Source organism: Janthinobacterium sp. NKUCC06_STL (assembly GCF_019345455.1).
GTDB lineage: Bacteria > Pseudomonadota > Gammaproteobacteria > Burkholderiales > Burkholderiaceae_D > Janthinobacterium > Janthinobacterium rivuli.
In genome coordinates this window covers 36,145-48,575 of sequence record NZ_JAHKQY010000001.1, presented here as the reverse complement: position 1 = coordinate 48,575, position 12,431 = coordinate 36,145, and the positions used below count along the sequence as shown (strand labels likewise).

Here is a 12,431-nt window from a genome sequence, read left to right as displayed (position 1 = left end):
TTCACTCCAGATGATGCAAAAAGCACGAGACAAGCTGCGGGAACTGCGCGCCCTCCACGACGACGGGCTGCTCAGCGAGCAGGAATTTGAACGCCGCAAGAACGCCATCCTCGACGCCGAGTACGCGCCGCCAGGCGCCGCGCCTGTGGCCGCGCCGCTACCCGTGCGCCAGGGTACGGAACTGGGCTTCATGAAGGGCCAGGAAATCGGCCCGCAAAACCGCCGCTACCGGCTTGAACGGCTGATCGGCACGGGCGGCATGGGGCAGGTATGGCAAGCCACCGACCTGGCCACGCACGCGGAGCTGGGCAGCAGTGAAATGGTGGCGCTGAAGATTTTGCCGCCGCAGCTGACGCAAAGCGCCACGCACGCCAAGCTGCTGATCGAGGAAGCGACGCAGGCGCGCAAACTCGCACATGAAAACATCGTGCGCGTCTACGAGTGGGCGCAGGATCCGGCCACGGCCAGCTATTTCATCATCATGGAATGCCTCGATGGCGAAGACCTCGAGCACTATCTGGCGCGTACGGGCGCGCTGCCCCTGTCCACGGTGCAGGAACTGCTGCAGCCGGTGGCCGAAGCGCTGTCGTATGCGTGGGAAAAGCACAAGCTGGTGCACCGCGACCTCAAGCCGGGCAATGTCTTCCTGACGGCGAAGGGCGACGTCAAATTGCTCGACTACGGCATCGCCTCGCGGGTGCGCAATGCGGACAGCAGCCTGGCGCTGGAGATGCCGAACGCGGGCACGCACGGCTACCGGGCGCCCGAGGCCGGCGCCAACCAGCGCCAGCCCAGCCCGCGCCTGGACGTGTATGCCGTGGCCGTGATGATCTATCAGATGCTCGAAGGGCGCATGCCGTTCGACGACACGCGCAGCGCCAGCCATTTGCCGTCCGCGCCGCAAGCGCTCAACGCGCAACAGTGGCAAGTCTTGCAGAACGGTTTTTCGCTGACGCCGGAACTGCGGCCCCAATCCGTGCAAGCCTTGCTGGAAAGTCTGGAGCGCGCCGCCGGGCCGTCGCCCGAAGAACTGGCGGAACAGGCGCGCCAGCAGCAGGCGCGCGCGGCGCAGCAACAACGGCAGGCGGCGCTGGCCGCCGAACAGGCCCGCGAGGCGGCGGTCAAGGAGGCACGGGCGCGCCAGGAAGAGCTGGACCAGCGTCGCAAGGCGGAAATCCAGGCGGCCGCGCTGGAAAAGCAGCGCCAGGACAAACTGCGTCGCGAGCAGGAGGCGCAGCGCCATTTCGAAGCGGAAGAGGCGCGCAAGCTGCGCAAGGAAGCGCTTCGCGGCCAGCTGCGCGCGCGCCGCGAAGCCGATGCCGCCACGGCCTTGCAGGAACACCAGGAATTGCAGCGCAAGGCCATCGTCGCCAAGGCGGAAGCGGCCTACCGCGCGGAGCAGGAACGCGCGCGCCGCGAAGAGGCCAGCCGCGCCGCGACCGCATCCGTCCCTGCGCCGGCATCCGCGCCAGCGCCGGAAACGCAACACGCGGAACCGGTGGCCAATGCGGAAGGCATCTTGCGCGATGACTTTCTCGATGGCGCGGGACAGGGCCCGGAACTGGTGCTCATTCCCAGCGGCCGCTTCCAGATGGGCGCGCACGAGACGGAACACAAGGCCGCCATCCAGGCCGGCTCGCAGCAGTCCTGGCTCGAACGCGAAATGCCGCAGCACTGGGTCGGCATCGAGCGCCCGTTCGCGCTGGCGCGCCACCCTGTCAGCGTGGGCGAATGGCGCGCCTTCGTCAAGGCGACCGGCTGGGCGGGCGGATCGGAAACGGACTGGGACAATCCCGGTTTCGTGCAAACCGACCTGCACCCGGTGGTCGGCGTGAGCTGGAATGACGCGCAGCTGTACCTGGCGTGGATGAGCGAACGCACGGGCCGGCGGTACCGCCTGCCCAGCGAAGCGGAATGGGAATACGCATGCCGCGCCGGCACGCGCACGGCCTTCAACGTGGGCGACACGATCAGCACCGAGCAAGCCAACTACGACGGCCTGTATGTGTACAACGGCGGCCCGCGCGGCGTGTACCGGGGCGGCACCACGCCGCTGGGTACGTTTGCGCCGAATTCCTGGGGCCTGTTCGACATGCATGGCAATGTGTGGGAATGGGTGCAGGACGTGGTGCACGACAATTACGACGGCGCGCCCGTCGACGGCAGCGCGTGGGAAGAGGGCGCCGACAGCAGCCGGCGCATCCTGCGCGGCGGCTCCTGGCTGTACCACCCGCGCTATTTGCGCTCGGCCCTGCGCAACGGCTTTTCCACCGTGCTGTCGAACGACATCGTCGGCTTCAGGGTGGCACGCACGCTCGACTAATTGATTGTCAAATGTATCATCTTGACGGATACTTCATGCACCTTAACCGTGCCGGAGTGTCCGTGTTCAAACGCCGCCTGCTGTACCTCGTGTTCGCCTGCCTGCCCGTCGCCGCCCTGGCCGGCGATCTGCCTTCCTACCCCTTCATCCATGCGACGGGCACGGCCTACAGCTTCGTCACGCCGGACCTGGGCGAGATCGATTTCGACGTCAGTGTTTTCGACGCGGCGCCGGACGTGGCCACCGCGCAGGTAGCGGCGCGCATCACGGAAATCAAGGCGCTGCTGGTGGAGCAGGGCTTGCCCGAGGCGGCGGACGGCATCGAGGTGCGCGACGTGCGCAAGGAAATCCGCAAGGGCGCCGAGCAGGACCCGGCCAATCCGCAGTACCTGATCAAGGCCAGCGTGCATATCAACGTGGCGGATTTGTCGAAATGGCCCGCCGTCATGCGTCCGCTGCTGGCCATGCCCAACCTCGATGCGTTTGCCGTCACCTTTGGCGCCACGCAGCGCATCCGCCTGGAAGAAGAGCTGATGGGCGAAGCCGTCAAGGATGCGCAGCGCAAGGCCGATTCCATGGCGCGCGGCTTCGGCAAGCGCGTGGGCGCCGTGGCCGGCATCTCGTCGGACCAGCTGAAAAACCTGGGCAATGCGGTGGGCCTGGTGCCGTCCGACCGCTACAACCGCGCCAACAGCCGCCAGCGCCAGAATCCCGACGACATGCTGATGGTCACCAGCCTCAAGATGGCGCAGACGGTCGACGCCGTGTTCCGTATCAAATGACCAGGTAGCAGGAGAGCCGGCTGCGCAAAGCGGGCAAACGGTGTAAATTGTGGCTTTCCAAACGCACCCAGGAACGCCATGACCATCAAAGCCATCCGCGACCAGTCGCAAGCCATGCGCCACATCGTGCACGTACGCGATCACATCATTTCCGCCGACGCCTCGGTGGCCGAAGGGGGCGGCGACGCCGGCCCGTCGCCGCACGACCTGTACGACGCGGCCCTGTCGGCCTGCAAGGCGCTCACCGTCGTCTGGTACGCCAAGCACAAGGGCATTCCCCTGGAGCACGTGGAAGTGTCGACCGAGCGCGACGCCAGCGAAGAGCGCAAGGGCGTGTACCGCCTGGCCACCACCCTGCACCTGACGGGCGAGCTGACGGAGGCGCAGCGCCAGGAATTGCTGTCGGCCGCCGGAAAATGCCCGATCCACAAGCTGATGACGGCCGTCACCACGGAAATCACGACGGTGCTGGCATGAGCGCGGCCATCCTGAAAAGCCACGAAAAGGACCTGGGCGGCGGCTTCGTCGTGCGGCGTTTGCTGCCTTCCGCCGTCAAACAGGCCGTCGGCCCTTTCATTTTCTTTGACCATTTCGGCCCCATCGACGTGGCGCCCGACGCCAACCACGACGTGCGCCCGCATCCGCATATCGGCCTGGCCACCGTCACCTATCTGTTCGAGGGCGCGATCGACCACCGCGACAGCATCGGCTCATACCAGCGCATCGAACCGGGCGCCATCAACTGGATGACGGCCGGGCGCGGCATCGTGCATTCGGAACGCACGCCGCAGGACCTGGCGGGCCAGCCGCACCGCACGCACGGCTTGCAGCTGTGGGCCGCGCTGCCGAAGGCGCACGAAGAGGATGAACCGAGTTTCACGCATACGCCGCAGGCCGACATTCCCGTCGTGCCGCTCGATGGCGCCGTCGTGAAGGTGTTGATCGGCACGGCCTTTGGCCAGACCTCGCCCGTGCGCACCTACATGCAGACGGTGTACCTGGACGTGGCGCTGCAGGCGGGGCGCGAGTTGCGCCTGGAAGGCTTGCCGGCGGAAGCGGCGATTTATCCGATCAGCGGGGATGTGCTGGTCGATGGCGTGGCGCTGGTGCCGCACACCATGGCCTTGCTGGAAGCTGGTGCCGCGCCCGTGGTGACGACAGGCGGTGGCCCGGTGCAGTTCGTGGTGATCGGCGGCGAGCCGCTGGACGGCCACCGCTTCCTGTTCTGGAATTTCGTCTCGTCGAGCAAGGAGCGATTGTCGCAGGCGGCCGACGACTGGACCGCCCAGCGCATGGGGAGTGTGCCGGGCGAGACGGAATTCATCCCGCTGCCGAAGGCGCCATTGCGTCCTCCGGCATAAGCGTTTCGTTTAGAAACGCGCGCGCAAGGTCAGTTGCGCCTTGCGCGGCTCGCCATAGAAATTGCCCCACGCCGGCGCGCTCACCGTCTGGTAGTAGCGCTTGTCGAGCAAGTTCGTCACGGACAGCGACGCCGTCCAGTTGCGGTCGATCTGGTAGGCGGCGCGCGCGCTCCACAAGGCATACGCGCCTTGCGCCACCTTCACCTCGCGCGTCGTGCGCGAGCTCTCCGTCTGGAAGTTCACGCCGCCGCCCACGCTCCACTTCTGCAAGGCGCCGGGCAGGCGGTAGTCGCTCCACGCGCGCAGCATGTGGCGCGGCGAGTAGGTACTGGCGAACATCACGCCTGCGTCCGACGTCTGTTCCAGGTATTTGAAGTTGTTCAGGGTGTAGCCGGCGAACAGCTGCCAGCCCGGCGTCACTTCGCCGCTGATTTCCGCATCGACGCCTTCGCTGCGCACCTTGCCGGTCGAGAAATAGCACTCCGTGCCGCTGGTGCAGATATTGACCAGATCCGCCTCGGCGCGGTTGCGCTGTTCGATGCGGAACAGCGCCAGCGAGGTATTGACCTTGCCATCGAACAGTTCACCTTTCACGCCCACCTCCAGGTTGCGCCCTTTCAGCGGCTCAAGCAGGGCGCCTTCGGCCGTGCGCTGGTTTTGCGGCTGGAAGATGTAGGAGACGCTGGCGTAGCCGGACCAGCGCTTGTCGAACGCGTAAATGACGCCGCCATACGGCGTGACGACGCCGTTTTCGCGGGACGGATCGAGATATACCTCGCCCGTGTCGCGGTACACGCTGGTCGATTTGAAATTCGATACGCGCGCGCCCGCCACCACGGTGAGCGGGTCGCTGACGCTGAATCGGGCCACGCCATAGGCACCCGTCTGCGTCATGGTCGTCAGACTGTGGCCACCGCCATATTGTTCCTTGCGTATCCAGGCATCGCTCGGTTCCGCCACGCCGTGATTCGGTTGCAGCGCGCTATTGGGCAGCAGCATCTTGGCCAGGCTGTAATCGCTGTCGCTTTCCAGCCGGTTCGTGCTGACACCGGCGCTGAAGCCGTGGCGGCGGCCGAAGGCGTTGAATTTGCCATCGAGCGACAGGTCGAGTCCCTTGTTGGTGGTGCCGTAGTCGAACACGCCCGTGTACATCATCATGCCGGCCATGGTGGCGGGATTGAGCGCGCCCAGGTTGAACATGTATTTCACGTCATGCTGTTCGCGCGTGTAGTTGGCGCTGGCTTTGAGCGACCAGTCGGCATCGAAGCGGTGTTCGAATTCGGCGAAGGCGGCCGTCTGGCGGCTGTCCCAGCGGTTCCAGTCCGCGCCCAGGTAGGTCGACCGGGGCAGTTTCGGGTCGCTGCCATCGAGGTAGCGGGGCATGCCGGAGAAAAACGGCGTCGACTTCAGTTTCTCGTAGCTGGCGCCCGTTGTCAGCTTGCTGCCCGGCGCCAGGTCGAATTCCAGCACGCCGTACAGCACGTCGGTGCGGCTGTCGGCCACGTCATAAAAATAATCGCGCTGGTCGTGCGCGGCTACGACGCGGCCGCGGATGCTGCCCGACTCGTTCAAGGGACCGGTGACGTCAACTTCGCCGCGCACGTCGTTCCAGCGGCCCGCGCTGAGCGCCAGCTGCACCTGCTTTTCCGCCAGCGGGCGCTTGCGCACCATGTTGATGGCGGCGCCCGGCGAACCGGTGCCCTGCAACAGGCCTGTGGCGCCGCGCACGATTTCGACGCGATCGAGCATGGCCGTATTGCTGGTAAAGCTGTTCGCCTGCGGGTAGAACATGGCCCGGTTGACGCCATCGAACTGGTACGTGTCGACCATGAAGCCGCGCGAATACACATAGCGCCCGCCCATGGGGCTGTCGTACATGGTGATGCCGGTGGTGTTGGCCAGCACGGCGTCGATGGTGTTGAGGTTCTGGTCGTCCATCTTCTGGCGCGTGACGACGCTGACGGATAACGGAATTTCGCGCAGGGTTTGCACGCCCTTGCCGACGGTGACGGCGCGCGCCGCATACGAGTTGCTATGCTCACTGACGGGGTCGCGCTCCATGCTGGCGCTGACGGTCACGGGCGCCATGGTCTTTTCCGTGCCGGCCGCCGCTGCGGACGCTGGCGCCGCCTGGCGCAGCACATAGGCGCCGTTCGGCAGTTGCACGGCTTCCAGGCCGCTGCCGGCCAGCACCTGGGCAAAACCCTGGCCGACATTGAAGCTGCCGCGCACGCCCGGCGAGCGCAGGCCGCGCGTCTGCGCGGGATCGGTCGACAGGCTGACGCCGGCGGCGACGGCAAAGTCGTTCAGGGCCGTGGCCAGCGGACCGGCCGCAATGGCGTAGGCTTGCGGTGCCGCCGCGGCAGCCTGGCCTTGGGCCAGGGCCGGGGCGGCGACAAAGGCTGCGGGGGCGGCGCACGCCATGGCGAGGACGGCCAGGCGGATGGCGCGCGCGGCGGGATGGAGGACGGGGGTGGTCAGCTGCATGCTCGGTCTTTCTGTTCAGGGTATGGTCAATGGAGGATGAATCGGCTACTTATCTATGAAGCCGAAGCAGCGCAGCGAAACACCAACCCCTGGTGCAAAAAAACTGAAAATAATTATGTGGCGCGGGCCGCCACCGTGGCCCAGTAGCGCGTGAAGTACGTCACTTGCAAGCCGTGCGAGGCGCACAGGCTTTCCAGCACGGCGTCGATATCGTCGAGGCGGTAGGTGCCCGTGACGGGGCGCCGTGCCACGCCAGCATCGCAGACGAGACGCCCGCGCCGGTAGCGCGCCAGTTCCCGCACCAGCCGTTGCAGGGGCCAGTCGGCGGCTACCAGCATGCCGCGCAGCCAGCTGTCCTGGTGTGCGGGCATGGCTACTACGTCATCCGCGCCGGTTGCGCTGAAACGCAGCTGCTGTCCCGCTTCCAGGCGGTGCAAGGCGTCCGTGCGCGCCGCGCAGCGCACTTCCACGGCGTGTTCGTAGACGCTGACCGTGCTGCCATCGTCGTCACAGCGCACGCCGAAGCGCGTGCCGAGCGCGCGGATCACGCCGTGCGGCGTGTCGACGAGGAAGGGGCGCGGGTCGGGCGCCGTCGTGATCATGATTTCGCCGTGATGCAGGCGGATGCGGCGGTGCGTGGCGCTGTAAGCGACATCCAGGGCGCTATCCGTATTCACTTCCAGGCGCCCGCCATCGGCCAGGGTGACGTGGCGGCGCTGGCCCGGCGCCGTGCGCAAGGATGCCGTCAGTGCTTGCCATGGGCCCGATTGCAGGCCCGCCTGGCCCAGCGCGATGCCGCCGCCGGCCGCCACCAGCAGGGCGAGTATTTTGGCGGCCGCGCGCCGGCGCTGCTGCGCCGCCTGCAGCGCGGGAATCGCCAGCGCTGCCGGTATCGCGCCCAGCTGGCCGTCCATGCGCTGCAGCAGTTCCCAGGCCCGTTCATGCTCGGCGCTGGCGTCGCGCCATGCCTGCAGGGCAGCCGGGTCGGCGCTGCCGCACTGGCGTTCCACGTGCCAGTGGGCGGCGGCGGCCAGCACCTTGCGCGCGATGGGAATGGAAGGGGATGGGCCGAACATCAGGCGGCCGCCAGCATCAGGCATTCCGTGTAGGCGCGCACCAGGTGCTTTTTCACGGTGGGCAGGGAGACGCCGAGGCGCCGGCTGATGTCGACATAACTGAGCTCCTCGATCTGCGCCAGCAGGAAGATGGCCCGCGTGCGTGCGCCCAGGCCGTCGAGCAGGCGGTCGATGGCGAGCAGGGTTTCGATGATGATGGCATGCGTTTCGGCGCAGATCGATACAGGCTCGGCTTGCTGCGCCAGCGCTTCCAGGTAAGCTTGCTCCAGCGCCTGGCGCCGGTAGCGGTCGATCAGCAAGCCGCGCGCAATCGTCGCCAGGTAGCCGCGCGGCTCGCGCAGCGGCGCCAGCGGTGTCAAATCGCGCTTGCCCAGCAGGCGTAAAAACGTGTCCTGTGCCAGGTCGGCCGCCTCGGCGCGGTTGCCCAGCTTGCCGCGCAGCCAGCCATACAGCCAGCCGTGGTGTTCGCTGTACAGTGTTTTCAGGTGGACGGCATGGACGGGACTGACGGTGCTCACTGCGTTCTCCAGGCAAGGGAAGGGCTGGGCTGACGGAACGCGGGGTGCCGGCTGGCTGGGCTGTTTGAGAATGATACTCATTATCACATTGCCATGCGGCCGGCGTCAATTGGCGTCGCCGCCCAGGCGCCAGCGCAGCTGCCATTGTTGCAGATTTGCCCAAGCTTGCTGCAGGGCAGCGGCGGACCAGTGCAGCAGGCTATCGAACGCCAGGACGGTGCGCTGCCAGTGGATGCCGTCGAAAAATACGTGGTCGGCCACGATGGTGGCGGCCAGCCAGGCGGCGATGATGACGATGATGTCGTGGCGGCCGCTCTTCCACCAGCGCAGCGAGTGGCGGCGGAAGATCCACGGCACGCCCAGCGGATTGGGCCAGTCGGCCAGCAAATGCATGATGCCGCCGGCGGCAAAGCCGAACAGAGGCGGCGCCCACAAGTGGTGCGGCAATTGCAGGTAGGTGTAGACGAGCAGGGCGATCCAGGCCAGGCCCCAGTGCGTCCACGTGCGGTGCGTGATCCACAGCCGGTGCGTGCGCGCCCACCAGGCCACTTCCAGCCAGTCCGGCGCCGTGCCGCCCAGCGCGCCCATGACAAAGGCGAGCATGCTCAGCACTTGGTAGGGGCCACCGGCGCCAGCGTGCGCGACCAGGGCCGCGGCGATCACGCCGGCAGCCCAACCGGTCGCATGATGCGCTTTGTTGGAAGCCATAGAAAATGTAAAACGCCATGCGTGGCGTTGTGTGAAATGCAGGGGATATTAACTGGATGAATATACAGTATGCAAGGGCGTGGAGGGGTGCTATTTGCAGAATATCTGCCGATAATTTGTTAAATTGTGTGTCGGGAGAGCTTGGCCAGCGGGCTCGGCAACGCATGCCGTCCGGTTAATTGTGTTGTGCGGCTGATAATGTAATCGGCGCAGGGCGCGCTATGCTGAAAGCAGTCCTGTGTTTTAAAGAGGTGTTGCCATGAAAATCCCGCGCGAATTGCAGATTCCCGCCCTCGTGTTTTCACTGGAAGCGGTATTTATTTTTGGGCTGTCGATGATTTTTCTCGTACTGGTGCCGCGCTAGCGTCCGAAAAAAGGCCATAGCTGCGTTGCACTGCCTTGCCGTACATTCGTACTGTCTTCGGCAGCGCGCCTTGCTCTGACCATTTTTCAGACGCTAGCGGTCAGGTGGCGGGAGGCGTTGTATCAGGCAGTTTGCATGGCGCTATCGCACAGCGCCGCGCCTTCGGTGCGGATGATCCAGCATTCGGGATACGGTTCGCTGGCGAAGCGGTTATGGCGCGCAAAGCCGCTGAGCTTGTCGAGCGCGGTGGCGGGGGCCAGTGCCGTTTCCTTGCCGCTGGCCGTATCGAGGTGCCAGAAGCCGCCGTTGCGGTGGAAGAGCACGGGCAAGCAGCTGGCCTGCGGCGTGGCAAGGTGGCTTGCCGGTGTGGGCTGGGTGTCGGGCAGCAACAGGTAAAAACACTCGGCGCGGGCGCCGTGGTCGATGCGGTGCAAGATCACGCCATGCGCGAGCAGGGCCGTGACGCTGAGCACGACGATGCCCTTGATGCTGGCAGACAATTCAATGCGCATGCCCAGGCGCAGGGCGACGGGCTTGTGTTTGCCGGGCCACACGCCGTCGAGCAGCAGGCCGTAGCGCGACACGTCCTCGATTTCAAAGCCTTGCTGGCCGCGCCGGATGATGGCGTGGCGGCCCGACAGGCGGCGCGTCAAGCCATTGTTGTCCTGGCCGTCGGGACTGAAATGGCTGAGCAGTACATCGGCTTCCGGGTCGACCAGCTCAAAACGCCCCAGCATGCATTCTTCCAGCGCGAACAGGCGGATCTGCCGCTGTTCGCCCGCTTCCGGCGCCGCATTGACGAGGCAGGCGGCCTGGCTCGGGTGCGGATGGCAGTGGCTGGCGGCGGGCAGGTCGACTTCGATCAACTCCTCGTCCCAGGCAATCGTGGTAAAACCCATGTCGATCTTGCCTTGCGGCGCCGATAAATCCACGTGGGCGATGCCGGCATTGCGCGCCGTGACGTCGAGGTTGCAGCCGTCGCCGCCCGTCACGCGGGCAATCGACGCGTCGTCGGCCATCACGCGCACGTTCTTGTGGGTGCTGAGGAAGATCTGGTGGATTTCCGTCAGGGTGGCGTCGCGTCGCGGCACGAGGATGACAAACGTGCACACCCATTTCTGCGCCACGGCGCCATCGATGTGGCTGTGTACTTCCACTTCGATCTGGTATTGCCCGTGTTCCTTGTTGCGCGAGGAAAACTCGACAAACACGGGACGCCAGTCGCCGCGCGTGGTGCGCACGAAATCATGCTGCACGTGGCCGCGCGGGATCAGGTCCGAGCGCAGGCGCAAGGTCAGCTGCGGCGCGCAGGCGGCGCTCATGCCGCGCAATTCCATTTTCAGGGTTTGCCGTCCGCCCGCCGCACGGGGATCGAAGCCGCTGATGTGCAGGTGGGCTTGCACGGGCTGGTAAGCTGATGGCACCGTTGGCGGCGCAACGGGCGCTGGCGTGAACGCTGGGGTGGCGGCGGAGGCCGGCATGGAGCGGGTTGCCGTTTGAATGGCAGCATCGCGAATAACAGCATCACGAATATCAGAGTCATGCGCAGGGACGTGCGAAAGCGCCGTTGCCGATGGCTCGGAACGGGCGCTGCGCTGTGCGGTCAACAGGTCGTAGCTGCTGGGGGCAGTCGTCGCTTGCGGGTGGTTGCCCGCGCAGACTGTTTCCCCAGGCAAGACCCAGAACGTACAGTGCGGGTGCTCCGGGTTGCTGCATTTTTTCATGACATTCTGACTCGAATCGAGCGGGGACATTCTGCCCTCTGTTATACATGAGAGCTTACGCGCTTTTGCGCCCGCTTGGCAACATTCGTGGCGCGGGAATGCGCTCTTTTTGCCCAAATTCATGTCCTTGGTCACACCTTGCCATGTATGCCATGGAAACTATTGCTCAAAAACACATTTTATGTCTTTCTGGATATGTTATTTTGCCATGATACTCATTCGTGCCGTTTGCTGACGATGACTTCCAGATACTCGCCTGGTACCACCAGCGAATGGGCGCCAGCCGTATTCAGGCGCTCCAGCATGGCGAGCAGTTCCTGTTCCAGCGCCCCGGCGCCAGGCGCGTCCAGCGCGGCAAAGGCTTTGTGGACGGGGCCGTAAAAATCGCGGAACACTTGCAGCCAGTGTTGGGCGGAAGCGTAGCGGAAATTGAAGACCTTGCCTTGGCCGTGCACCTGCTCGGCCCCACGGCCGAACAGGTCGCGCACATAGGCTTCTTCGCCCCAGCGGGCCGGCGACACCACGCCTGCCGGGGGCGGCACATATTTCCCTATGGTCTTGAAGAGTTGCCCGACAAAGCCGTCCGGTGTCCAGTTGGCCATGCCGATGCGCCCGCCGGGCCGCAGCACGCGCAGCATTTCGCTGGCCGCGCGCCGGTGGTCGGGTGCGAACATGACGCCAAAGGTCGACAGGGCCGCGTCGAAACTGGCGTCGGCGAAGGGCAGGGCTTCGGCGTCGGCCACGCGGAAGGTCACGGCCAGCCCTTCCGCCTCGGCGCGCGCGCGGCCCTTGTCGAGCAGCGCCGGCACGTAATCGGTGGAGACGACACGGGCAAAGCGGCGCGCCGCCGCCAGGGTGGCGTTGCCATTGCCGGCGGCGATGTCGATGACGTCTTCCCCGGCGCGGATGTCGGCGGCCTCGGCCAGCGATTCCCCGACCGGCTGCAGGGTCACGCCGATGACGGCGAAGTCGCCGCTGGCCCAGCCTGCCTGCTGGCGCTGCTTGATGGCGGCGTAGTCGGGCGCGCCGCCCTGCGGTGATGGGATGGTATTGCTCATGGCGTGCTCCTGACGTTGGAGAGGTCTATC

Annotated in this window: 10 protein-coding genes; 4 read left to right on the top strand and 6 right to left on the bottom strand. The window is 65.7% G+C overall.

Features of this window, described 5'->3' with window-relative positions; translation table 11 throughout:
- The first annotated feature begins 10 nt into the window (after positions 1-10).
- From KO539_RS00205 to KO539_RS00190, 4 genes are all read left to right on the top strand, one after another.
- Positions 11-2,323 (top strand): SUMF1/EgtB/PvdO family nonheme iron enzyme, encoded by a 2,313-nt coding sequence (locus KO539_RS00205; protein ID WP_219306853.1) that lies wholly within the window; start codon positions 11-13, stop codon positions 2,321-2,323.
- Between the two features lie 62 nt (positions 2,324-2,385).
- On the top strand, positions 2,386-3,105 hold the full coding sequence (locus KO539_RS00200; RefSeq protein WP_374106302.1) for an SIMPL domain-containing protein: 720 nt from the start codon (positions 2,386-2,388) through the stop codon (positions 3,103-3,105).
- Between the two features lie 78 nt (positions 3,106-3,183).
- Positions 3,184-3,582 (top strand): OsmC family protein, encoded by a 399-nt coding sequence (locus tag KO539_RS00195; RefSeq protein ID WP_035819934.1) that lies wholly within the window; start codon positions 3,184-3,186, stop codon positions 3,580-3,582.
- The gene (locus KO539_RS00190) at positions 3,579-4,466 is read left to right on the top strand and encodes a pirin family protein (protein ID WP_219306851.1); all 888 of its coding nucleotides are present in this window, start codon (positions 3,579-3,581) and stop codon (positions 4,464-4,466) included. Before KO539_RS00195 ends, KO539_RS00190 begins: the two co-directional genes overlap by 4 nt.
- Positions 4,467-4,475: 9 nt before the next feature.
- Here the strand turns inward: KO539_RS00190 and KO539_RS00185 are convergent, their stop codons facing one another.
- The 6 genes from KO539_RS00185 to KO539_RS00160 form a co-directional block, all read right to left on the bottom strand.
- Positions 4,476-6,953 (bottom strand): TonB-dependent receptor, encoded by a 2,478-nt coding sequence (locus KO539_RS00185; RefSeq protein ID WP_219306850.1) that lies wholly within the window; start codon positions 6,951-6,953, stop codon positions 4,476-4,478.
- A gap of 113 nt (positions 6,954-7,066) precedes the next feature.
- Positions 7,067-8,029, bottom strand: coding sequence for a FecR domain-containing protein (locus KO539_RS00180; RefSeq protein ID WP_219306849.1), 963 nt, complete (start codon positions 8,027-8,029; stop codon positions 7,067-7,069).
- Positions 8,029-8,547 (bottom strand): sigma-70 family RNA polymerase sigma factor, encoded by a 519-nt coding sequence (locus KO539_RS00175; protein ID WP_374106301.1) that lies wholly within the window; start codon positions 8,545-8,547, stop codon positions 8,029-8,031. The genes KO539_RS00180 and KO539_RS00175 overlap by 1 nt, the downstream gene beginning before the upstream one ends.
- A 105-nt stretch (positions 8,548-8,652) precedes the next feature.
- Positions 8,653-9,255, bottom strand: a complete 603-nt coding sequence (locus tag KO539_RS00170; protein ID WP_035819929.1) for a metal-dependent hydrolase — start codon at positions 9,253-9,255, stop codon at positions 8,653-8,655.
- Between the two features lie 486 nt (positions 9,256-9,741).
- The gene (locus tag KO539_RS00165) at positions 9,742-11,100 is read right to left on the bottom strand and encodes an FHA domain-containing protein (RefSeq protein WP_257626055.1); all 1,359 of its coding nucleotides are present in this window, start codon (positions 11,098-11,100) and stop codon (positions 9,742-9,744) included.
- Between the two features lie 458 nt (positions 11,101-11,558).
- Positions 11,559-12,401, bottom strand: coding sequence for a class I SAM-dependent methyltransferase (locus tag KO539_RS00160; protein WP_219306847.1), 843 nt, complete (start codon positions 12,399-12,401; stop codon positions 11,559-11,561).
- Positions 12,402-12,431: the final 30 nt, after the last annotated feature.

Excerpts from the sequence above, each read along its gene's own strand:
- KO539_RS00205 (WP_219306853.1), top strand. The coding sequence starts at position 11 with ATGATGCAAAAAGCACGAGACAAGCTGCGGGAACTGCGCGCCCTCCAC.
- KO539_RS00195 (WP_035819934.1), top strand. The coding sequence starts at position 3,184 with ATGACCATCAAAGCCATCCGCGACCAGTCGCAAGCCATGCGCCACATC.
- KO539_RS00190 (WP_219306851.1), top strand. The coding sequence starts at position 3,579 with ATGAGCGCGGCCATCCTGAAAAGCCACGAAAAGGACCTGGGCGGCGGC.
- KO539_RS00185 (WP_219306850.1), bottom strand. The coding sequence starts at position 6,953 with ATGCAGCTGACCACCCCCGTCCTCCATCCCGCCGCGCGCGCCATCCGC.
- KO539_RS00180 (WP_219306849.1), bottom strand. The coding sequence starts at position 8,029 with ATGTTCGGCCCATCCCCTTCCATTCCCATCGCGCGCAAGGTGCTGGCC.
- KO539_RS00170 (WP_035819929.1), bottom strand. The coding sequence starts at position 9,255 with ATGGCTTCCAACAAAGCGCATCATGCGACCGGTTGGGCTGCCGGCGTG.
- KO539_RS00165 (WP_257626055.1), bottom strand. The coding sequence starts at position 11,100 with ATGCCGGCCTCCGCCGCCACCCCAGCGTTCACGCCAGCGCCCGTTGCG.
- KO539_RS00160 (WP_219306847.1), bottom strand. The coding sequence starts at position 12,401 with ATGAGCAATACCATCCCATCACCGCAGGGCGGCGCGCCCGACTACGCC.